Raw genomic sequence first — 21,567 nt, forward strand, 5'->3', positions numbered from 1 at the left:
CGTACCGTACTGGGGAAGACAAACCGGGGCAAGCGGCGGTTCTGGGCCCTTCAGGGGGAATGGCCGTCGCCCGGTGGCGGGGCGATCGGGTCGGCTGGACCTGTGGTCTGGTCGCGCCGCCGCCATCGGGTGACGGTCGCTGCCACGGTGGTTTCGACCGGCTCGGGCAGGCGGTCGACGGCGGCGGTGAGGTCGTCCGGGTCGTGGTGGCGGGCGCTGGGTCCCATGGCGGCCAGGTGGAGGGCGTCGGCTCGGGTGAGGCGGATCCGGTAGGTGAGATCTTCGGTGTGCTCGGTGGTGAAGGCCGCCTCGAGCGGGCCGGCGGTGCGGCGGGTTTTGTGGGGGTCGATCTGGAGGAGTCCGAGTGCGTCGACCAGTTCGCGGAGGTGGTCGGGCCGGGGGGTGAGGACGGTGAGGGTGCCGCCGGGCCGGAGGATGCGGGCGAGTTCGGCGGGGTTGCGGGGTGCGAAGACGTTGAGGACCGCGGCGGCGGCGCCGTCGCGTACCGGTAGGCGGGTCCAGGCGTCGGCGAGGACTGCGGTGAGCCGGGGGCTGCGGCGTGCGGCGCGGCGGAGGGCGTATTTGGAGGTGTCGAGGCCGATGCCTTCGCGGTCGGGGGCTTCTTGCAGGGTGCGGGCGAGGTAGTGGCCGGTGCCGCAGCCGGGTTCGACGACGGCGCCGGGCCGGTCGGTGGCCGCGGCGGCGGCGACGGCTTCGAGGAGGGGGTCGTAGTGGCCGGTGTCGAGGAAGGTGTCGCGGGCTTCGACCTGGTCGGCGGTGTCGCCGGTGGTGGCGTTGGATCCGGGGGCGAGGAGGGGGGCGTAGCCGTGTTTGGCGAGGTCGAAGGAGTGTCCGGCGGGGCAGTGGAGGCGCCGGTCGGTCTGGGCGAGCGGGCGGGTGCAGTTGGGGCAGGCGAGTGCTTGCAACGCGGGCAGGGTCATAGGGCGTCTCTCCTGTCGGGGGCTTCGGTTTCGCCTACCGATTACCGGGCAACAATGGCACACTTCCCGGAACGATCTGTTTTTAGGAAGGCATGGCATGAGCAACCCCGCATGGCCGGTTCCCGCTGACCGTCCCGAGTACGACGAGGTGGTGGAGTCCGCGCTCGCTCGGCTCGATCTCGATACGAAGTCCGCACTGCTGGCCGGCATGGACATGTGGCGGCTGGTGGAGGTGCCCGGGATCGGGTTGCGGTCGATGACGTTGTCCGACGGCCCGATCGGGGTGCGGGGGCGGTTCTGGACGGCGGCCGATCCGTCGTTGGCGCTGCCGAGTCCGACTGCGCAGGCGGCGTCGTGGGATCCGGCTTTCGTGCGGCGGATCGGGCACCTGCTGGCGGCCGAGTCGCGGCGGAAGCGGGTGGACGTGCTGCTGGCGCCGACGATCAATCTGCATCGGTCGCCGCTGGGCGGGCGGCATTTCGAGGCGTTCTCGGAGGATCCGCTGCTGTCGGGGCTAATCGGGCGGGCCTATGTGGCGGGTGTGCAGGAGGGCGGTGTCGGGACCACGATGAAGCATTACGTGGCCAATGACGCCGAGACCGACCGGTTCACCGTCGACAATGTGATCGATGAGCGGACGCTGCGGGAGTTGTATCTGCGGCCGTTCGAGATGATCGCCGAGTCGGTGCGCCCGTGGGGGGTGATGACGGCGTACAACTCGGTGAACGGGTCGACCATGACCGCGCACGGGCCGCTGATGGGGGTGCTGCGCGGCGAGTTCGGGTTCGACGGGTTCAATGTGTCGGATTGGACCGCCGCTCGGGACACGGTCGGCGATATCGCGGCGGGTATGGATGTGGCGATGCCGGGGCCGGAGACGGTGTACGGGCCGGCGCTGGCCGAGGCGGTGCGCGAGGGCCGCGCGAGTGAGGCCGATGTGGACGCGGCGGTGCGGCGGGTGCTGCGGCTGGCCGCGCGCGTGGGGGCGCTGGAGGGGGTTCCGGCGGCGGTGGCCGAGCCGGTGCCGGGGCCGGACGATGCGCGCTCGTTCGTGCGCGAGATCGCGCAGCGGTCGTTCGTGCTGGCGAAGAACGAGGTGCCCGAGGGCGATGAGGCGCCGCTGCTGCCGCTGACGGCCGATGTGGTCTCGAGCGTGGCGCTGATCGGTCCGGCCGCCGTGCGGGCGCGGGTGCTGGGCGGGGGTTCGGCGACGGTGTTCCCCGAGCACGTGGTCTCGCCGCTGGAGGGGCTGCGGGCGGCGCTGGGCGACCGGGTGGCCTGCCGGGAGGGGGTGGATCTGTTCGAGCAGATCCTGCCGGCCCGGGAGGGTTTCGAGCTGCGGGTGCGGCCGGTGGCGGTCGACGGGACCGAGGGCGAGTCCGAGCCGCTGGCCGACGGCGATGTGAAGTGGATGGGGTACGTGCCGGGCATGCCGACCGGCGAGTTCGACCACGCGGTCCTGGAGGGCGTGTACACCGCGACCGAGTCCGGCGAGCACGTGTTCGGGACGCGCGGGTCAGGTTCGATCAGGCTGGAGGTGGCCGGGCGGACCCTGTTCGAGGGCGATTACGAGCCGGAGTCGGGCGATCCGTTCGAGTCGTTCTTCGGCCCGGGTCTGGCGCGCGGGGCCGTGCATCTGGAGGAGGGCGAGCGGGTGGCGGTCCGGTTGGAGTACCGGCCGCTGCCGAGCCCGCCGGGGTTCCCGCCGTCGGTGCTGTTCGGGCTCATGCACACCGCGCCGCGGCCGGACGAGGACCGGCTGCTGGCCGAGGCGGTGGAGGCCGCGAGCCGCTCCGAGATCGCGGTGGTGGTGGTCTCGACCACGGAATTGACCGAGTCGGAGGGCTGGGACCGGGCGGATCTGCGGCTGCCGGGGCGGCAGGACGAGCTGGTGTCGGCCGTGGCGGCGGTGAATCCGAACACGGTGGTGGTGGTGAATTCGGGGTCGCCGGTGGAGATGCCGTGGCGGGACGAGGTGGCGTCGATCCTGCTGACCTGGTTCCCGGGGCAGGAGGGCGGTCACGCGCTCGCGGACGTGCTGCTGGGGGCCGAACCGGGCGGGCGGCTGCCGACGACGTGGCCGAAGTCGCTCGACCAGGCGCCGGTGTCGCAGGTGGTGCCGGACGCCGAGGGCCGGCTGCGGTACGACGAGGGCGTGTTCATCGGCTACCGGGCGTGGGAGCGGCACGGTCTGGAGCCGGCGTTCTGGTTCGGGCACGGGCTGTCGTACACGACCTGGGAGTACGAGGCGTTGAGCGTCGAGGGCGACACGGTGCGGGTGCGGGTCCGCAACGACGGTGAGCGCGCCGGCCGCGAGGTGGTGCAGGTGTACCTGGCGCCGGAGGCGGAGGCGGTGGTGCCCGGCGGCATCGAGGCGCATCGCCTGGCCGGGTTCGCGGCGGTCGAGGCCGGGCCGGGCGAGGTGGCCGAGGCGGTGGTCGAGCTGGAGGGCCGTTCGTTCGAGTACTGGGACGCCGAGGCGGCCGGCTGGAGGCCGGTGCCGGGCACGTGGACGGTGCGGGCGGGCCGGTCGGTCGGCGATCTGCGGCTGAGCGGTCCGATCAAGCGGGCGTGAGAACGGGCGGGCGGGGCCGGTGGCCCCGCCCGCCCGTTCTCACTCGTTCGAGTTAGAAGCCCGCCGCGTCCTCGCGCATTTCGCGGTCGCTGCGGGTGGGCGTGGTGACACCGGCCGAATCCCACGGCTCCGCCTTGGGGGACTCCTCGTCCCCGGAGAATCCCTTGACGATCTCACCGAACCTGGTGTCCTTCATTCGGTCCTGCGCCGCGGTGGCGGCCTTCTCGGCCTGCGTCCTCACCGAAGTCGCCACCTGCTGGACACGGTCGTTTCCGGTGACCTGTCTGGACCAGTCCAGAATCTGGTCGTACCGTTCCCGGCCGGCCTTCGTACCCAGGACATAGCCGATCGCGAGCCCGGCCACGAAATACCATTTGCGCATGGTTGCCTCCCCCGGCTGTGCAGCCGTAAATCTGCGATTTCGCATACAGAGGCTATTCTGCCGCATGTCGGCGCCCATTGACAGACCTTGGGGGAAACGTACTCGCCGAGTCCGCTGCGAAGGAGCCGATCGTTCCTCCCCGGTCACCCGGAGCACGGATACAGGCCACAGCCACCCCGGTGGCATCCGGACCCCGGGCTCCTGTAGTCTCGTATCCGGTCCGCGCGGCGTCGAGCCGCCCAGATCCCTTCCCCGATAGCTCAAGCGGCAGAGCGAACGGCTGTTAACCGTTAGGTTGTTGGTTCGAGTCCAACTCGGGGAGCAGCACATCAGGCCGCCGCCTCCAGCCGAGGCGGCGGTTTTCTCGTTGCCGGGCTCCGCCCGCGCCGTTCCCGGCGCGGCCCTATCGTGGCGCTATGGCCACTGAGAAGCCCGAACTCCGCTCGGTGCCGATCGGCACCGGCGCGACCGGCACCCGCCTCGAACGCGACTCGATGGGACCGGTCGAGGTGCCCGCCGAGCACTACTGGGGCGCCCAGACGCAGCGGTCGCTGATCCACTTCTCGATCGGCGACGACCGAATGCCGACCGCGGTCGCCCGCGCCTACGGGTACGTCAAGAAGGCCGCCGCCCTGCTCAACGCCGAGGACGGCCGGATCGACCGGACGCTCGCGGCGGCGATCGCCGCCGCGGCCGACGAGGTGATCTCCGGCGAGCTCGACACCGAGTTCCCGCTGTACGTGTGGCAGACCGGGTCGGGCACGCACACGAACATGAACGTCAACGAGGTCATCGCCAACCGTGCCTGCCAGCTCCTGGGCGGCGAGCTCGGGACCAAGACCCCCGTCCACCCGAACGACCACGTCAACATGGGGCAGTCCTCGAACGACGGCTTCCCCACCGCGATGCACATCGCCACGCTCCAGGCCGTCCGCGACCGGACCCTGCCGCAGCTCGACGCGCTCGCCGACGCCGTCAGGGACAAGGCCGAGCAGTGGGTCGAGGTGGTCAAGATCGGCCGCACGCACCTGCAGGACGCCACGCCCCTCACCGTCGGGCAGGAGTGGTCGGGCTGGGAGGCGCAACTGCGCGGCGCGCGGCAGAGGCTGGACCGGTCCCTGGAGGCGGTGTGCGACCTCGCGGCCGGCGGCACCGCCGTCGGCACCGGGATCAACGCGCCCGACCGCTTCGGCGAGCGGATCGCGGCCGCGCTGGCGGAGCTGACCGGACTGCCGCTGGCCACCGCCCCCAACAAGTTCGCCGCCCAGGCCTCGCTGGACGGGATGGTCGCCGTCAGCGCCGGACTGCGCGGCGCGGCGGTGGCGCTGATGAAGATCGCCGGCGACATCCGCTGGCTCGCCTCGGGCCCGCGGGCGGGCCTGCACGAGCTGAAGCTGCCGGCCAACGAACCGGGGTCGTCGATCATGCCCGGCAAGGTCAACCCCACCCAGCAGGAGGCGATGACGATGGTGTGCCTCCAGGTGATCGGCGAGGATTCCATCGTCGCCTCGGCCGGCTCGCTCGGCGACTTCGAACTCAACACCATGCGCCCGGTCGTGATCGACAACGTCCTCCACTCGGCCCGGATCCTCGCCGACGCCTGCCGGCAATTCCGCCTCCACAGCGTCGAGGGCATCGAGCTCGACACCGGGCGGGTCGCCGACTACGTCGGCCGCTCGCTGATGCTGGTGACCGCGTTGAGCCCCCACATCGGCTACGACAGGGCCTCGGCGATCGCCCACAAGGCCGACGCCGAGGGCACGACCCTGCGCGAGGCGGCGATCGAGCTCGGCGTCGACGCGGCCGAATTCGACCGCATCGCCGACCCGGCGGCCATGGTCGGGCACCCGCGCCGGGACCTCGGCCTCGAGCCCTGAACGCGAGTATCGATCCGGCAAGCTCACGGGCGGCGCCCGTCCCTTTGCAGCCGGTGTGCCCCCTGACCCGAGGAGGGTACGCGTCTTGGACCGTAAGGGACATAATGGCTGCAAAGGGTGCGGCTCCGCCGCAGAGCTTTCCCGACCGGGCTCGACGCCGAACTTCCGTTCCCGCTCGAGCCGCCGCTGCATCGCGATGTAGTTGATGCGCTTCCGGGTCCGGTCCAGACGGTCGCGGCCCGGCGACCACGAGCCCTGCCGCAGCTCCCAGACCAACTGATCGAGCATCTGCGCCGGGTCGGCGATCACCGCCTCGGAGCGGAACACGTTCATCCGCCAACCCGCCCTGGCGATCCGGGCGCGGCGGCGGCGATCGTGGTCCCGGTCGGCCCGGTCGCTGTGGTGGTCGCGCCCGTCGTACTCGGCTGCGACCCGGTAGTCCTCGAATCCGAGATCGAGGTAGGCGGTCGATCCGTCCGGGAAGCGGACCGGGGCCTGCGGCCGGGGATCGGGGAGCTCGGCGTCGACGATCATGCATCGGCACCACGACTCCATCGGCGAGGCCGAGCGCGGGTCGGCCATCGCCACGATGTCCCTGAGCCGTCGCAGGTGGCCGTCCCGCCACCGGCGCGAATCGGCGATGGAGCGGACGTGATCGAGGTCGGCGCGGAGGCGCAGTATCTGATCGGCCGCCGCGAGCGCTTCGAGCCGGGGCAGCATCCGCGCACAGTCGACCAGGGTCCGCTCGAGCGTGGTCACCGGGACGCCGTCGACGACGGTGACCTGATCGGCCGGGATCGGCCAGCGGTGTGCTCTGATTCCGGGCGGCATCGCCGCTGCGGCGGCGTGGTCGGCCACCGCGACGTCGGCCGGCCACCCAGCCGGGTCGATGCCCGGCGGTAGCGTGTCGACGCCGTGGAGCCATGCCGCGGCCCGAGCGACCGCCACCGGCCTCGATCGGGCCAGGCGGGCCGCCTCGCGGACCCGATCGGGCAGCGATGCCTCGCAGGCCGGGCTCGGCACGGCGCCCCAGCGGTCTTCGGTCGAAGGCCAGTACGGCGGGAGGTCACTCATGCGACAAGGGTGAACACGACCGGTGACATCTTCCATCCGGCAAGCTCACGGGCGGAGCCCGTCCCTTTGCAGCCGGTGGCCCCCTGGCCCGAGGGCGGTACGCGACTTAGGCCACAGGGGACCTCACGGCTGCAAAGGGTGCGGCTCCGCCGCAGAGCTTGCCCGACCGGGGCAGGAGGCTGTGGACGGGGGCTGCGGTCACGGCGAGACTCCTTGCGGGGGAGAAAAGAGTGGGAGATCCTGGTATGCGTTGACTGACCGTCTCGCTCCACATTGCGGGCGGCGGCATGACCGGGCGGGATACCGATCTTGGACGGTTGCGTCCCGACAGTGCAGAACCTCACCCTTTGGGATCGCCCCTGTACGAGACCCGGCAATTAGGTTAGGCTAACCTGCGTCACACACCGGAGTCCGCGAACGGCCCCGGCAACGAAAGGACGTACCTCAGTGGTGACCAGCACCCCGCCGACCCTGCTGAACCGCGCGACCGCCGACACCTACCGGCACCTCATCTCCCAAGTGTCCGGGCGCATCGCAGAGCGATTCGCCACGGTCGACCGCCCCGCCACCGGCATCGCCCCGTCCGAGCTGCGGCCGCAGATCGAGGCGGTCGACCTCGACCGGCCGCTGCCGGGCCTCGACGACGCGCTGGACGAGATCGACGCGCTCTACCTGCGCGACGCGGTCTGGTTCCACCACCCGCGCTACCTCGCCCACCTCAACTGCCCGGTCGCGCTCCCGGCCGTGGCCGCCGAGACCATCCTCGCCTCGGTCAACACCTCAGTGGACACCTGGGACCAGAGCGCCGGCGGCACCCTCATCGAGCAGCACCTCATCGGCTGGACCGCCCGGCGCATCGGCTACGGCCCCGACGCCGACGGCGTCTTCACCTCCGGCGGCACCCAGTCGAACCTGCAGGCGCTCCTACTGGCGCGCGACGAAGCGGTCGAATACGTGGTCAAGAACAGCCAGCACCCGCCGCGCGGGGCCGAGGTACTCCCCCGCCTGCGACTGTTCGCCTCCGCCCACAGCCACTTCAGCGTGGTCAAGGCCGCCCGCCTGCTCGGCCTCGGCGAGGACGCCGTCATCACCGTCCCGGCCGACGCCGACCGCCGCATGAACCCGCGAGCCCTCGACGCGGCCCTCGAAACCTGCCGCGGCGAAGGACTCGTCCCGGCCGCGGTCGTCGCCACCGCCGGCACCACCGACTTCGGATCGATCGACCCGCTCGAGGCCGTCGCCGAGGTGTGCGAGTCGCACCGGGTCTGGCTCCACGTCGACGCCGCCTACGGCTGCGGCCTCCTGGTCTCCCCCACCCGGCGCGACCGGCTCGACGGGGTCGAACGCGCCGACTCGGTCACCGTCGACTACCACAAGGCGTTCTTCCAGCCGGTCAGCTCCTCGGCGGTGGTCGTGCGCGACCGCGGCTCCCTGCGGCACGTCGCCCACCACGCCGACTACCTCAACCCGGCCGAGGCGTTGCACCCCAACCAGGTCGACAAGAGCCTCCAGACCACCCGGCGCCTGGACGCGCTGAAGCTGTGGATGACGCTGCGATCGATCGGTCCGGACGCGATCGGAGCCATGTTCGACCGGGTCTGCGCGCTGGCCGGCGAGATCTGGGCGCACCTGGAGGCCGACCCGAGGTTCACGACCGCGGCCGGCCCCTCGGAACTGTCCACGGTGCTGTTCCGCGTCGAGGGCGTCGCCGACGAGGTCCAGCCGCTCGCCCGCGAGGCGGTCGCCGCCTCCGGCGAGGGCATGGTGGCCGCTACCCGCGTCGACGGGCGCTGGGCGCTCAAGCTCACACTGCTCAACCCCGACACCGGGCCGGCCGAGGTGGTGCCGGTCCTGGAGGCGCTCGCGGCGCGGGCCGCGGCGATCGGGGAGGCGGCGTGATCCGCGACTTCATCGGCATCGGCCTGGGGCCGTTCAACCTCGGCCTGGCCTGCCTGACCGATCCGATCGCCGAGCTCGACGGGGTCTTCCTGGAGCGCAAACCCGACGTTGACTGGCATCCGGGCATGCTGATCGAGGGCACCACCATGCAGGTGCCGTTCATGGCCGACCTGGTGACCCTGGCCGACCCCACCTCGCCGTACTCGTTCCTGAACTACCTCAAGCAGCGCGGCCGGATCTACCCGTTCTACATCCGCGAATCGTTCTTCCAGCTCCGCGGCGAGTTCCAGGACTACCTGCGCTGGGCGGCCTCGCAGCTCGACAACCTCGAATTCGAGCGGGAGGCGACCGGCGTCGAATGGGACGGCGAGGCCTACGCGGTGCGCAGCCGCGGACCAGGCGGCGAGCGCGTCGACCGCGCCCGCCGCCTGGTGGTGGGGACCGGCACGCCGCCGTGGGTGCCGCCGGCCTGCCGGGACCTGACCGGCCCGGCCGTCTGCCACGCCTCGTCCTACCTGGAGCACCGTGACCGGCTGCGGGAGTGCGGCAGCGTCACCGTCGTCGGCTCGGGCCAGAGCGCCGCCGAGGTCTACCGGGACCTGCTGGCCGACATCGACACCGGCGGGTACGAGCTGAACTGGGTGACCCGCTCGCCGAGGTTCTTCCCGCTCGAGTACACCAAGCTCACCCTGGAGATGACCAGCCCCGACTACGTCGACTACTTCCACTCCCTGCCCGCGGCCAGGCGCGAGGAGCTCAACGCGAGCCAGAAGGGACTGTACAAGGGCATCAACTCCGACGACATCGACGAGATCTACGACCTGCTGTACCGCAAACGGTTCGAGCTCGGTTCGGTTCCCACCCGCCTGTTCACCAACTGCAGCGTCGAGAAGGCCTCCGGCGACGACCGGATCACCCTGGGGCTCAAGCAGCACGAGCAGGACCGCGACTTCGAGCTGCGGACCGAGGGCCTGGTGCTCGCAACCGGCTACCGGCACCGCGTCCCCGGCTTCCTCGACGGCGTGGCCGACCGGCTCCGCTTCGACGGGGCCGGCCGCCTCGATGCCCGCCGCGACTACAGCGTCGACGCCGCCGGGCGCGGCGAGGTGTTCGTGCAGAACGCCGAGCTGCCCACCCACGGCTTCGTCACCCCCGACCTCGGCATGGCCGCGTACCGCAACTCGTGGATCATCCGCGCCATGACCGGCCGCGAGGTCTATCCGATCGAGCGGAGCACCACGTTCCAGGAATTCGCCGCCCCTGAGGAGGCCCCATGATCGACGCCCCCGAGTCCTTCCACTGCATCGACGAGCGCCTCGGCGACTTCGGCATGCGCCTGGTCGACCCGGCCACCGACGCGCCGCTGCTCCACGAGTGGGTGACGCATCCGAAGTCGACGTACTGGATGATGCAGCAGGCGAGCGTCGCCGACGTGTGGGCCGAGCACGAGGCCATCGCCGCCAGCGACCACCACCGGGCCTACCTCGGGCTGTTCGGGTACCGGGCCCGGTTCCTGGCCGAGGTGTACGACCCGGCCCACTCCGAGCTCGCCGCGGCCTACGACGTCGCCGAAGGCGACCTCGGCATGCACGTCCTCACCGCCCCGGCCCAGCGGCCCATCCCCGGGTTCACCAGGGGCGTGATCACCGCGGTCATGCGCCTGCTGTTCGAGGGCTGCGCGGCGAAGCGGGTCGTGGTCGAGCCCGACGTGGAGAACGAGGCGATCCACCGCCTCAACGAGTACGTCGGCTTCCGCCCCGAGCGGACCGTCCCGCTGGCCGGCAAGCGGGGGCTGCTGAGCTTCTGCACCCGGACGGACTTCGAACGGTCCGAAGCGAAGGGAGCGACCCGATGAACGCGATCGAGCACCTCCGCCCGGCGCACTGGCGCCGGGCCACGGCGAACCTCCTGGCCAAGGCCATCGGCGAGTTCGCCCACGAGCGGCTCCTGACGCCGGCGCGCCGCGGGGAGGGCTGGGAGCTGTCCGCCGCCGACGAGCGCTACCGGTTCCGGGCCGCGCGGCTCGCGCTCGACCACTGGGCGGTCGAACCCGGCTCGCTGCGCCGCGAGGACGCCGACGGCGGCGGACTGCCGCTGGACGCCGCCGCGTTCTTCATCGCCTTCGCCGACGAGCTGGGGCTGAGTGAGGAGGTCCTGCCGGTCTACCTCGAGGAGGTCGCCAGCACGCTCGACCGGGGCGCCTATCAGCTCGCGACGCCGCAGCCGACCGCGGAGGAACTGGTCGACGCCGACTTCCAGCGGATCGAGGCGGCCATGACCGGCGGGCACCCGTGCTTCGTGGCCGGGTCGGGCCGCCTGGGATTCACCGCCGACGACCACCGCGCCTTCGCCCCCGAGTCCGGCGCGGCCGTGCGGCTGCTGTGGCTGGCGGCGCCCCGCCGGTACGCGATGTTCACCGCCGCACCGGGCCTCGACCACCGCTGGCTGGTCGAGACCCAGCTCGACGACGCCTCCCGCGAACGGTTCGCGGCCGCCCTGGCCGAGCGCGGCCTCGGCTTCGACGACGTCCACCTGATCCCGGTCCATCCGTGGCAGTGGCGCAACAAGATCGCCACCACCTTCGCCGCCGAGGTCGCCGAGGGGCGTCTCATCCCCCTCGGCGAGGGCGGCGACGACCACCAGGCGCAGCAGTCGATCCGGACCTTCTTCAACCGGACCCGGCCCGGGGCCGACTACGTCAAGACCGCGCTGTCGGTGCTGAACATGGGCTTCATGCGCGGACTGTCCACCGAGTACATGGAGGTGACGCCCGCGATCAGCGAGTTCACAGCCGACCTGGTCGGCGGCGACCCGGTGCTGCGGAAGTCGCGGGTGACGGTCCTGCGCGAGCGCGCCGCGGTCGGCTACCGCCACCCGGCCTACTCCGCGGCCGCACCCAAGGGCTCGCCGTACCGCAAGATGCTGGCGGCGCTGTGGCGCGAGAGCCCGGTGCCCGACCTGGACGAGGGGGAGCGCGCCGCCACGATGGCCTCGCTGCTCCACGTCGACGCCGCGGGGCGCCCGTTCGCCTCGGCGCTGATCGGGCGCTCGGGGCTGGCGCCGGAGGCGTGGCTGGAGCGCTACCTGGAGGCCTACCTGGTGCCCCTGGCGCACTGCCTGTACCGGTACGGCCTGGTGTTCATGCCGCACGGCGAGAACGTGATCCTGGCGCTGCGCGACGGCGCGGTGGAGCGGGTGTACCTCAAGGACATCGGCGAGGAGATCGGCCTGATCGAGCCGCTCGCGGTGCCGGTGCCGCCGGAGGCCGAGCGCGTGTGCGGCCAGGTGCCCGACGACGTGGCGGCCCTGTCGATCCTCACCGACGTGGTCGACTCCTTCCTGCGCTTCCTGGCGGCGATCCTGCACACCGACGGCGTGCTCGACCAGGACGACTTCTGGCGCACCGCCGCGGCGGTGCTGCGGCGCTACCAGGACGAGCACCCGGAGCTGTCGGCGGCGTTCGAGCGGTACGACCTGTTCGCCGAGCGGTTCCGGCGCTCCTGCCTCAACCGGCTCCAGTTGCGGGACAACCGGCAGATGGTGGACCTGGAGAACCAGGAGGAGAGCCTGATCTACCAGGGCGAGTTGGACAACCCGCTCGCCCGGTAGGCGGGGTGACGGCACTTTGCATGATGGAGTATGTGACTCCTGATTACGATTTCTTCGACCGCCCCGTCCTGATCACCGGAGCCAGCCACGGTCTCGGCCTGGCGACGGCCACGCTGCTCGCCTCGGTCCGGGCGCCGCTGGCGCTGTGCGCCCGGAACGCCGCCCCGCTGAACGAGGTAGCCGACGAGCTCCGCAAGGACTACGGCGTGACGGTCTTCTCCCGGGCGGTGGACGTGACCGACGAGTTGGCCGCCGCCGAGTTCGTCGCCGACGCCGCCAAGCGCCTCGGCGACCTCGCCGGGGTCGTGGCGAACGCCGGCGGCGGCCGCGGCACCCACCTCGAGGACACCTCCCCGGAGGATTGGCAGTACACCTGGAGCGTGAACGTGGTCGGGGCGATGACGCCGCTGCGGGCGGCGACCCCGCAGCTCGAACGGACCGGCGGCGCGGCGGTCCTGGTCTCCTCGATCTCGGGCGCCAAGCCCGCGCCCGGTCTCGCTTACGGGGCCACCAAGGCCGCGCTCGACCACGCCGCCGCGATCCTCGCCCGGGACCTCGGCGCCCGGGGCGTCCGGGTCAACGCCGTCGCCCCGGGCTCGATGCTGGTGCCCGGCCGCAGGTGGGACCGGATGCGCACCGACAGCCCGGAGGAGTACGAGGCGTTCCGGCGGGAGTTCCCCGGCGGCGAGCTGGTGGACCCGGACGACGTGGCCGCGGTGGTGGCCTTCCTGCTCTCGGACGGGGCCCGCGCGGTCAACGGCGCGGTCGTCCCGGTCGACGCCGGCCAGAACGCCCCCACCGCCTTCGGCTACTGAGCGGCCACCGGCCTGCGCCTGAGCAGGAACGGCACCACGGCCAGGGCGGCGGCCGCGCACGCCAGGTTGAGCATCCCGTACCCCAGGTACTCCACGATCGGGCCGGAGGCGATCCCGGAGAGCATGGCGGCCAGGCCCATCACCATGTCCGAGAAGCCCTGTGTGGAGGGCCGCTCGGCCGGACTCACCGCGCCGGTGACCAGGGTCGCGGCCGAGACGGTCATGGCCGACCAGCCGATCCCGAGCAGGACCAGGCCGACCGTGATCCGGACGTGGTCGGTCACCGCCGCCGAACCGGCGGTCGCGCAGGCGGCCACCAGGGTGGCGACGCCGAAGGCCAGGACCGCCCGGGGGCCGAAGCGGTCGGCGAGCCGGCCGAACACCGGTGAGAAGGCGTACATGGCACCGATGTGGAGGCCGATGACGACGCCGACCACGGAGAGCGCCTCGCTCAGGTCGGGTACGCCGTCGCGGATGTGCAGGGCGGTCATGGCCATGACCCCGACCATCACGAAGTGGCCCAGGGCGGCGGCGACGACGCCGGTGCGGACGTCGATGTTGCGGCGGGCCATGCGCATCCCGTCGGCGACCGAACGTTTCGGAGCCTGGGCCTCGCCGCTGATCTCGCGGGCGGCCAGCAGCGGGTCGGGCCGCAGCAGCGCCGAGATGAACGCGGCGGTCACCAGGCAGAGCGCACCGATGGCCACCATTGAGCCGGCGTAGTCGCGGCCGCCGAACCAGTCGACCCAGGCCGCATTGGCGAAGGCGGCCAGCATCGGGCCGGTGACGCTGCCGAGCGTGGTGGCCCACAGGATCAGCGACAGGTGCGAGCCGCGCCGGTTCGGCGGCGACAGGTCGGCGGCGGCGTACCGCGACTGCAGGCCCGCGTAGGAGGCGCTGCCGAGCAGGAAGTAGCCGCCGACGGCCAGCGTCGCGCTGCCGATGTGGATGGCGGCGACCACGACCGCGGCGCCGGCGACCGCGCAGAGGTAGCCGAAGGCCAGGCCGCCGCGGCGGCCGAGCCGCTCGGTGATGCGGACGGCGGGGATGACGACCAGGGCCGAGCCGCCGACGAACAGGCTCTGGCCGAGCCCGGCGTAGGTGCTGGAGCCGGTCATGTCCTGGATGAGGAGGGCGCCGACGGCGACTCCGATGCCCACGGCGAGACCGCCGAGGACCTGGGAGCCGAACAGGACGCCGAGCGTGCGCCGCTGCAGCGCGGACGTGTCCGGGGGTGTCGAGGTGGCGGTCATCGGGGGGAGTTCCTTTCCGGAGTTCTCAGACCGGCGGGGCCGCCGGTCCGGTCGCCGAGGCGATGACCTCGGCGATGCGTGGGGCCAGCGCCGGGTCGAGCCGCCCGGTGCTGATGCGGATGCCCTGGAGGCCGCGCTGGGTGTAGGCGCGGCCGGGCGCGACGGCGTAGCCGGCGTCGCGCAGGGCGATGACGGCGGCGGTCTCGTCGGAGACCGGTACCCACAGGTTGAGTCCGGTGTGGCCGAAGGCGGTGATGCCTTGGGCGGCCAGGGCCTCGCGCATCGCCGCCTGGCGTTCGATGTAGATCCGGCGGGCGCGTTCGACGGCCGCGGCGGCGTCGGGGTCTTCCCATGCGGCGATGACGAAGTGCTGCAGGATGTTCGAGACCCAGCCGTGGGCGAGGGCCATGCGGCCCTGGAGGCGGGCCTTGGTGTCGCCGTCGGCGGCGACGAGGGCGCAGCGCAGGTCGGGGCCGTAGGGCTTGGAGGTGGAGCGGACGAACAGCCAGCGCTGGGCGGCGGTGGCGACCGGGTGCAGCGGCACCTGCGAGAGTTCGGCCCAGTGGTCGTCCTCGATGACGAACACGCCGGGGTGGGCGCCGATGACCTCGCGGAGGGCGTCGGCGCGGGCGGCGTCGACGGCGGCGCCGGTGGGATTCTGGCCGCGGCCGGTGACGATGAAGGCGCGGGCGCCGGCGGCGAGGGCGCGGTCGAGTTCGGCCGGGTCGGGGCCGTCGCCGTCGACGGCGACGGGGGTGATCCGGTAGCCGCAGGCGAGCACCAGGTCGCGGATGTTGGACCAGACCGGTTCTTCGAGGGCGACGGTGTCGCCGGGGGCGAGGCGGGCGGCGAGGCCGCGTTCGACGGCGTCGAGGGCGCCGGAGGTGACGGTGAGTTCGCCGTGGACGCCGTCGGCGGCCAGGCGGTCGCGGCCGAGGTCGAGCAGGGCGGGGCAGGGTCCGCCGTCGCGGTAGCCGACGTGGCCGAGGGTGACGCGGTGGGCGAGTGCTTGGAGGTCGGGCAGGAGCCGGGGGTCGGGTTCGCCGTTGGCGAGGTCGATCGCGCCGGGCGGGACGGCGAGGGTGCCGGAGGGGGTGAAGGCGGAGCGTTCGCGGACGAAGGTGCCGGCGCGGCCGCCGGTTTCGACGACGCCGCGCTGGCGGAGCCGGCGGTAGGCGGCGGCGACGGTGCCGGCGGCGACGCCGAGTTCGGCGGCGAGCTTTCGGACGGTGGGGAGCGCGCTGCCGGCTTTGAGGTGGCCGTCGCGTACGCCCACTTCGATGCTCGCCGCTATTTCGTTGGCGGAGGCCCCGGTGATTTGATACTGTACCGTCATAACGAGATTATTGTATCAATACAAAATCGCGAATGGGAGTCCCCCGATGAGCGCTCAGTTCCCCCGGACCGACCGCACCACACCCCGGCGGGCGCGCGACCGCGTCACCTACGAGAAGGCCGCCGCGTTCCAGATCCTCGACGAGGCCCTGTACTGCGACGTCGCGTTCGCGGCCCCGGACGGCGCACCGCGCGTGCTACCCATCTTCCATGCGCGACTTGGCAACACGCTCTACCTCCACGGTTCGACCGGGAGCGGGCTGGGGCTGGCCGGGCGCGACGGGGTCGAGGTGAGCCTGACGGCCACGATCGTCGACGGCCTGGTCTACGCCAAGTCCTGGGCGCACCACTCCATGAACTACCGCAGCGTCGTCGCCCACGGCCCGGCGCTGCCGGTCCGCGACGACCACGAGCGCTGGATCGCGATGCGGACGCTGATCGAGCGGATGTCGCCGGGGCGGGCGAACCGCTCGCGGGAGCCGAGCGCCAGAGAGGACGCGTCGGTGGCGATCCTGGGGATGACGCTGAGCGAGGTCTCGGTCAAGCAGCGGTCGGGACCGCCGAAGGAGGAGCCCGAGGACGAGGAGCTGCCCTACCGCAACGGCGTGGCCGAGGTCGCGACCGTCGTCACCGGGCGGCTCTGAGCGCTCGGTCCCGTGCGGTCTGAGGCCCCGCGCCCGGGGCGGCGTGAAAGCGGCTTACAGCCCCGGTGACGATCGCCCATTCGGTCCCGTCAATCCAGCGGCCCTTCGCGGACGACTTCGCGGAGACCCGACCAGGTCAAACACTACAGATCCCGGGTCTACAGCCTCAGCGTTGACATCATCACCGACGGCTCAACCGAGCGGCATTGACAGCACTACTGTGACACCGCCGGTAGACCAAGGGGCACTGACGGATCGAGGACCAACAGGCTCTATCTTGGCCCATGGGTGCCTCCGACACCGTACCCTTGCGAGCCCTCCAGGAAGGAGAGGCGGACCCCTTGGCCAGCAACCTGTGCGACGACAACGATGCCACCGTACATCAATCCCAATGCTCGCCATTGGACAGCGTACAACCCATTCTCAGGAAAGTTACAAGTCAACATAGTGCAGGTGAAGTGTGATGCACAGGCCTTCTCGCGTTAATCCATTCGCTCTTGCAGCTTCAGCATCGGTCATTGCCGTTTCACTGACCGGATGTACTGACACTTCGCGGGATTACACGAATGAAGAGATGCTCGCAACCTATATGGGCAACATCGATGCGCTTGCCGAGGTTGAGAACGAGGTTGATCGGCTGATCAATATATGCTTGACCGACCTCGGCTTGAAAGACGAGTATCTACCTGATGTCGCCACTCCCAACGAGAGCAACGACGTGAACGACTACCTGACGGTACTCAAGGAGCGCGTCTCCCTGGAAGAGGCTGAGGAATTCGGTTACTCGAAGCGCTACCCCGACTTCTATCTTGTTGAGAATTTCGAACACGAGCTGGACGAAGCAGATACCACTCATTCCGAAATCGAGCAGCTCGTGAACAATGTCGCTAGAAGCGGTGACTATGCGCTTGAACTCCTGGACAGTGGAGAGGTGTCCGATGAAGCGGTGGCAACGAGTGGTTTTCACCCGGATGGCCTACGAGAATTTGTCGGGGAGCACTCCAGCGGATGCAACGGTCTAGTGAGAGAGAAGCTCTTCGATGGTCGGCAGCCTGAATGGAACGCCGCGCAGGCGGCAGCCGCAAACGGGATCAACCCTCAGGAGGACCCGGAATTCAAGCGGCTGGAGGAAGACTGGGCTGCCTGCATGGAGGAGGCCGGATACAGCGACGTCAATTACTATTCCATTTTCGACCTTCAGCAGGAGCACATCTTCGGAACGATCACGACGGATGAATTCGACCAACGGCAGAAGGACCTTGCCGTCTCGGATGCACTCTGCACAGAAGAACTGGATCTCAACGAGCAACACAAGGAGATCGCGACTCGACTGCTCCGCGAATCGATTGAGGCGAACGAGGATGAATTCTTCGCCTTCCAAGAGCTCGCCGAGGAGTTCAGTTCCCGGGCACAGGACATGATTCAGCAAGACACCGTGCTTGGCGAGTAGGTGGACTACAGATCCGGTCGCAAACTATGCCACGGAGGGTGGCACGGAATCGTATTGCTCCGGCCGTTCCTGACATGCTGGCCTTCTGGTGTCTGGTGAGGGTAGCCGAACGGTCCGTATCAACCTGGGTCCGGACGCCGCCCGCAGGCGATCGGTGGGAGCACGGGCTGCGAACCGGCCGCTACGCGGCCGCCGCCGCGGCGTCCGCGTCAGAGGTCCCGGTCGGCCGAGGTCGCGAAACCGTCGAACAGGTCCGCGGCGTACTGCCCGCCGACCTGCTCGGCCTCGTCGCGAGGCGCCGTGGAGTAGTACTGCACCTCCGCGTAGAAGGCCAAGTCCCGGTGGAAGCCCAGGAACTCCGAGTCGTACATCCGCACCTCCACCTGTTCGGCGCCTTCGCAGCCGGTGGCCTCGCACTCCATCGGCCCCGAGACCAGTTCGGAGTAGTGGCAAAATTCGCCCCAATCCCGCTCGTCGGAATCGAGCGGCTCGGGGATCTCGGGGTACTCGTCCCGCTCGGGCGCATCGGGGCCGATGAGCCTGACGCTCAACTTCCATTCGACCGCGTCCCGGCCCGCGGCCATCGCGGCATAGACATCCCGCGGTTCGGCCTCGCAGATGTACGGGTCACCTGGTCGAGCCGGTGCCCCAGGCAGCGTCGATCCGGTACTCGTCCGGGTCGGTTCGGTCGGGGAGGAGTTCGGCCGCCAGGGTTTCGCAGTAATTCACCGGGACCGCCGGCTCGGTCGCGGTCCCGCTTCCGCTCGGTTCGTCCGGGCCGTCGGAGCCGTCCGTACCCGGCGCGCAGCCGACCGCGGCCGTCCCCGCGAGGCCGATGGCGACCAGGACCCTCCGCTGCGGCCGTCCGATGTTCACCATCAGTCCGCTGACTGGAATTCGAGGGTTATGCGCCGCCGGCGTCAGCCGTCACCGGCTTTGGAGAGCTGTGCGAGCCAGCCGTCGAGGACCGCCGGCGAGTCCGATCCCAGCAGCTCGAGCACGGCCTCCTGGGTCCGGTTCCAGGCGTCCCCGGCTCCGGCGAGGACTTCGGCACCGGCGTCGGTGAGTTCGGCGGCCTTGGAGTACCCGGAGGGGGCGGACTCCACCCTGATCCAGCCCTGGCCCTCCATGCGGGAGAGGTTCCGGCTGATCGTCGACCGCTCGACCGCGAGCGCGTCGGCGATCGCGCCGGGTTTCAGGCGGCCGCCGATCTGCAGGGCCGCGAGGATCTCGAGCTGCGGGAGGGTCAGGCCGAGCGGTCGCAGCGCGAGATCGAACCGCCGGGACACGAGCCGGTGGAGCCGCCCGATGCGCACGCCGAGGCAGCCTTGGCGCATCGCCTGCGCCAGCTCTTCCGCATCTTGTTGCATATACAACTTCCTTGCACTAGTGTATGTACAACATTATCGCTCACCGAGAATCCGGAGCCACTCATGCCACCGATCGACGCCCTGCTCACCCGGAACCGCGAATTCGCCGCCTCCGGCGCCCACGCCGACGTCGAAATCATCCCCCGGCAGCAGGCCATGATCATCACCTGCCTCGACTTCCGCGTCGACCCGGCGGCCTTCCTCGGCGTCGGCCACGGCGACGCCATGGTCCTGCGCAACACCGGCGGCCGGGTCGCCCGGGAGACCATCGAGGAGGTCGCCTACATCGCCCACCTCTTCGAGCACATCGGCGGCGACCAGGCGCCGCCGTTCGAAGTCGCGGTCGTCCACCACACCGACTGCGGCACCCGGTTTCTAGCCGACGACGCCTTCCGGGAGAGCTTCGCCGACCTCGTCGGCGCCGAGCCCGCGCGCCTGGCCGAGCGGGCCGTCACCGACCCCGCCGCCACCGTGCGCGCCGACGTCGAACGCCTCCGCACCTCCGAACTCCTGCCTTCCCTGGTGACGGTGTCGGGACACGTGTACGACCTGGCCACCGGACTGGTCGAGACGATCGCGGACGCTTCGGCGTAGCGCCCCGCCCGCCGCGGCCGCGCTAGGCCGGTTCGGGGGCGGCTCCCCGGTCGGGGTCCTCGGGCGGTTCGGCGCTGTCCAGGCGCCACACCGCGATCGAGCCGCCGCCGGCGACGGCCGCCACGAACACCACGAACGTCAGGGTGTAGGGCCAGGTCGGGGCGGCGTCGCCGGTGTACTGGACCATCTCGCGGCTCTCGCCGGCGGCCCACCAGATCGCCTGGCGGATCAGTTGCAGGAAGTCCCGCTCGCCCCAGGTGTCGTGGGCCCCGCCGGGCACGGAGTAGAACACGTTGTGGTCCGGGCCGGTCCAGGCGGCCGGGTCCTCGGAGTCCATCTGCGCCAGCACCTGGGCGTCGGACTCCGAAGGCTGGGGGTCGAAGTAGTACCAGCGCTCGGTCAGCTCCAGGTCCTCGTCGATGCCCGAGGTGATGGGCGATTCGGACGCGATGCTGAGGTTCTGCTTCGAGGCCGGGTCGGTGGGCGGGTCGATCGCCGAGGCGCCGAGCGTCTCGTCCCACCACGGCCAGTCGGGCTCGGTCACGGCCGCCGAGTGGGTGCCGACCAGGCCGCCGCCGCCTTCCACGAACGACCGGAGCGTCTCCTGCCGGTCGGGGCCGAGGATGTCGCCGGAGGTGTTGAGGAACATGACCACGTCGATGCCCGACAGGTCGTCCAGGTCGCCCGGTCCGCCCTCGACCAGCTCGAAGTTCCAGCGCCGGGCCTCCATGCCCAGGCGCTCGACCGCGTAGTCGGCCACTTCGGCGTCCCCGGTGCCGGCGGTGACCACCAGCACGCGCGGGCCGTCGGCGGCATGGGCGGCCGCCGCCGGCGCGAACACGGTCGCGAAGGCCAGCAGGACGATCAGGCAGCGTCGCAGCGGGTTGCTCACCCGACCACCCTATCGGGGGAGCCGCTCCGGCGCGCCTCCAGGCCGGGGCGCTTACTTGTACAGGGCCTTGGCCAGGCGGCGCTGGGCGATCCAGGTCCCGGCCAGCGCCAGCGCGCACAGGTAGAGGACGTTGACCGCCATCATGGGGCCGAGCTCGCCGAGGCTGATCCCGCGGACCAGCTCGATGCCGTGGTAGAGCGGCATCGCGTATACCAGCGGCTGCGCGAAGCCCGGGTAGGACTCCACGGGGGTGAAGGTGCCGCCGAACAGGAACATGGCGAACACGATGGCCATCATCCAGTCGAAGTCGGGCCAGTTGCGGAAGACGGTGGCGAGGGTGAGACCGATGCCGGAGAAGGCCAGGCCGATGAAGACCGCGGCCGGGACGGCCAGGACCGACCACACCGACTCGAGCAGGCCGAACGCGCCCATGGCGATCACGAACATGGCGACGTAGACGCCGCCGCGGATCAGGGCCCACCAGACTTCGCCGAGGGCGATGTCCCAGGGCCGCATGGGGGTGGCGAGTACGCCGTCGTAGACCTTCATCCACTTGAATTTGGCGAAGACGTTGATGGAGGTCTCCAGGAGCGTGCCCATCATGGCGGCGTTGGCCAGGATCGCCGGGGCGACGTAGGCGGTGTAGGAGATGGTGCGGCCGCCGGGGAGGGTGATGTCGCCGACCAGGGCCCCGACGCCGAAGCCGAAGGCGAACAGGAACAGCAGCGATTCGACGCCGCCGGAGGCGACCAGGACCCAGGCGCGGCGCATCGCGACCCAGTTGCGGGACAGCATGGCGCGGGAGGGTCCGAGCCGGGTGCGGAAGAGGCCGTAGGCGATGACGGACACGGGTGCTC

Annotated in this window: 20 protein-coding genes and 1 tRNA gene; 12 read left to right on the plus strand and 9 right to left on the minus strand. The window is 70.9% G+C overall.

Going from position 1 to position 21,567, the window contains the following annotated elements:
• Positions 1-50: 50 nt before the first annotated feature.
• Positions 51-941 carry a putative RNA methyltransferase gene (locus tag CUT39_RS09945; RefSeq protein ID WP_100446048.1) on the minus strand — a complete coding sequence of 297 codons (891 nt, stop codon included), beginning with the start codon at positions 939-941 and terminating at the stop codon, positions 51-53.
• Between the two features lie 97 nt (positions 942-1,038).
• On the opposite strand from CUT39_RS09945, the gene CUT39_RS09950 reads away from it, so the two are divergent.
• Complete coding sequence (locus CUT39_RS09950; RefSeq protein WP_100446050.1) at positions 1,039-3,516, plus strand: glycoside hydrolase family 3 protein; 2,478 nt, start codon at positions 1,039-1,041, stop codon at positions 3,514-3,516.
• A 52-nt stretch (positions 3,517-3,568) separates the two neighbouring features.
• On the opposite strand, the gene CUT39_RS09955 is transcribed toward CUT39_RS09950, so the two are convergent.
• Positions 3,569-3,898, minus strand: a complete 330-nt coding sequence (locus CUT39_RS09955; protein ID WP_100446052.1) for a hypothetical protein — start codon at positions 3,896-3,898, stop codon at positions 3,569-3,571.
• A gap of 249 nt (positions 3,899-4,147) precedes the next feature.
• On the opposite strand from CUT39_RS09955, the gene CUT39_RS09960 reads away from it, so the two are divergent.
• The 8 genes from CUT39_RS09960 (at position 4,148) to CUT39_RS09990 (ending at position 13,172) form a co-directional block, all read left to right on the plus strand.
• Positions 4,148-4,220, plus strand: a tRNA-Asn gene (locus tag CUT39_RS09960).
• 94 nt (positions 4,221-4,314) lie between these two features.
• Entirely contained in the window at positions 4,315-5,775 is a 1,461-nt protein-coding gene (locus CUT39_RS09965; RefSeq protein WP_100446054.1) for a class II fumarate hydratase, read from the plus strand.
• Between the two features lie 117 nt (positions 5,776-5,892).
• Positions 5,893-6,678, plus strand: a complete 786-nt coding sequence (locus CUT39_RS20245) for a hypothetical protein (protein ID WP_157930586.1) — start codon at positions 5,893-5,895, stop codon at positions 6,676-6,678.
• 618 nt (positions 6,679-7,296) lie between these two features.
• A complete protein-coding gene (locus CUT39_RS09975; RefSeq protein ID WP_269799158.1) occupies positions 7,297-8,748 on the plus strand; it encodes a pyridoxal phosphate-dependent decarboxylase family protein in 1,452 nt (483 codons plus the stop codon).
• Complete coding sequence (locus tag CUT39_RS09980) at positions 8,745-10,025, plus strand: lysine N(6)-hydroxylase/L-ornithine N(5)-oxygenase family protein (RefSeq protein ID WP_100446060.1); 1,281 nt, start codon at positions 8,745-8,747, stop codon at positions 10,023-10,025. The genes CUT39_RS09975 and CUT39_RS09980 overlap by 4 nt, the downstream gene beginning before the upstream one ends.
• On the plus strand, positions 10,022-10,603 hold the full coding sequence (locus tag CUT39_RS20755) for a GNAT family N-acetyltransferase (RefSeq protein ID WP_198587023.1): 582 nt from the start codon (positions 10,022-10,024) through the stop codon (positions 10,601-10,603). Before CUT39_RS09980 ends, CUT39_RS20755 begins: the two co-directional genes overlap by 4 nt.
• Positions 10,600-12,357 carry an IucA/IucC family protein gene (locus tag CUT39_RS09985; protein ID WP_198587024.1) on the plus strand — a complete coding sequence of 586 codons (1,758 nt, stop codon included), beginning with the start codon at positions 10,600-10,602 and terminating at the stop codon, positions 12,355-12,357. The genes CUT39_RS20755 and CUT39_RS09985 overlap by 4 nt, the downstream gene beginning before the upstream one ends.
• Positions 12,358-12,389: 32 nt before the next feature.
• Complete coding sequence (locus tag CUT39_RS09990) at positions 12,390-13,172, plus strand: SDR family NAD(P)-dependent oxidoreductase (protein ID WP_198587025.1); 783 nt, start codon at positions 12,390-12,392, stop codon at positions 13,170-13,172.
• On the opposite strand, the gene CUT39_RS09995 is transcribed toward CUT39_RS09990, so the two are convergent.
• Entirely contained in the window at positions 13,166-14,425 is a 1,260-nt protein-coding gene (locus CUT39_RS09995) for an MFS transporter (RefSeq protein WP_100446064.1), read from the minus strand. The genes CUT39_RS09990 and CUT39_RS09995 overlap by 7 nt on opposite strands.
• A 25-nt stretch (positions 14,426-14,450) precedes the next feature.
• On the minus strand, positions 14,451-15,761 hold the full coding sequence (locus tag CUT39_RS10000) for an aminotransferase class I/II-fold pyridoxal phosphate-dependent enzyme (protein ID WP_100446066.1): 1,311 nt from the start codon (positions 15,759-15,761) through the stop codon (positions 14,451-14,453).
• Between the two features lie 46 nt (positions 15,762-15,807).
• On the opposite strand from CUT39_RS10000, the gene CUT39_RS10005 reads away from it, so the two are divergent.
• Positions 15,808-16,404: a pyridoxamine 5'-phosphate oxidase family protein gene (locus tag CUT39_RS10005; protein WP_100446068.1), complete on the plus strand. Its 597-nt coding sequence runs from the start codon at positions 15,808-15,810 to the stop codon at positions 16,402-16,404.
• A gap of 574 nt (positions 16,405-16,978) precedes the next feature.
• Positions 16,979-17,854 (plus strand): hypothetical protein, encoded by an 876-nt coding sequence (locus CUT39_RS10010; protein WP_100446070.1) that lies wholly within the window; start codon positions 16,979-16,981, stop codon positions 17,852-17,854.
• Positions 17,855-18,063: 209 nt separating this feature from the next.
• On the opposite strand, the gene CUT39_RS10015 is transcribed toward CUT39_RS10010, so the two are convergent.
• Genes CUT39_RS10015 through CUT39_RS10025 form a run of 3 tightly spaced genes read right to left on the minus strand, consistent with a single transcriptional unit; the run spans position 18,064 to position 19,224 of the window.
• Positions 18,064-18,438 carry a hypothetical protein gene (locus CUT39_RS10015; protein WP_100446072.1) on the minus strand — a complete coding sequence of 125 codons (375 nt, stop codon included), beginning with the start codon at positions 18,436-18,438 and terminating at the stop codon, positions 18,064-18,066.
• Between the two features lie 43 nt (positions 18,439-18,481).
• Positions 18,482-18,733 (minus strand): hypothetical protein, encoded by a 252-nt coding sequence (locus tag CUT39_RS10020; protein ID WP_100446074.1) that lies wholly within the window; start codon positions 18,731-18,733, stop codon positions 18,482-18,484.
• A 41-nt stretch (positions 18,734-18,774) separates the two neighbouring features.
• Positions 18,775-19,224 carry a MarR family winged helix-turn-helix transcriptional regulator gene (locus tag CUT39_RS10025; RefSeq protein ID WP_100446076.1) on the minus strand — a complete coding sequence of 150 codons (450 nt, stop codon included), beginning with the start codon at positions 19,222-19,224 and terminating at the stop codon, positions 18,775-18,777.
• 63 nt (positions 19,225-19,287) lie between these two features.
• Between CUT39_RS10025 and CUT39_RS10030 the strand changes: the two genes are divergently transcribed.
• Positions 19,288-19,818 carry a carbonic anhydrase gene (locus tag CUT39_RS10030; protein WP_100446078.1) on the plus strand — a complete coding sequence of 177 codons (531 nt, stop codon included), beginning with the start codon at positions 19,288-19,290 and terminating at the stop codon, positions 19,816-19,818.
• Between the two features lie 22 nt (positions 19,819-19,840).
• Here the strand turns inward: CUT39_RS10030 and CUT39_RS10035 are convergent, their stop codons facing one another.
• Positions 19,841-20,710, minus strand: a complete 870-nt coding sequence (locus CUT39_RS10035) for a ThuA domain-containing protein (protein ID WP_100446080.1) — start codon at positions 20,708-20,710, stop codon at positions 19,841-19,843.
• A gap of 51 nt (positions 20,711-20,761) precedes the next feature.
• The gene (locus CUT39_RS10040) at positions 20,762-21,559 is read right to left on the minus strand and encodes an ABC transporter permease (protein ID WP_100446082.1); all 798 of its coding nucleotides are present in this window, start codon (positions 21,557-21,559) and stop codon (positions 20,762-20,764) included.
• Between the last annotated feature and the right edge of the window lie 8 nt (positions 21,560-21,567).

This window comes from Glycomyces xiaoerkulensis (assembly GCF_002798405.1).
Lineage (GTDB): Bacteria > Actinomycetota > Actinomycetes > Mycobacteriales > Micromonosporaceae > Glycomyces > Glycomyces xiaoerkulensis.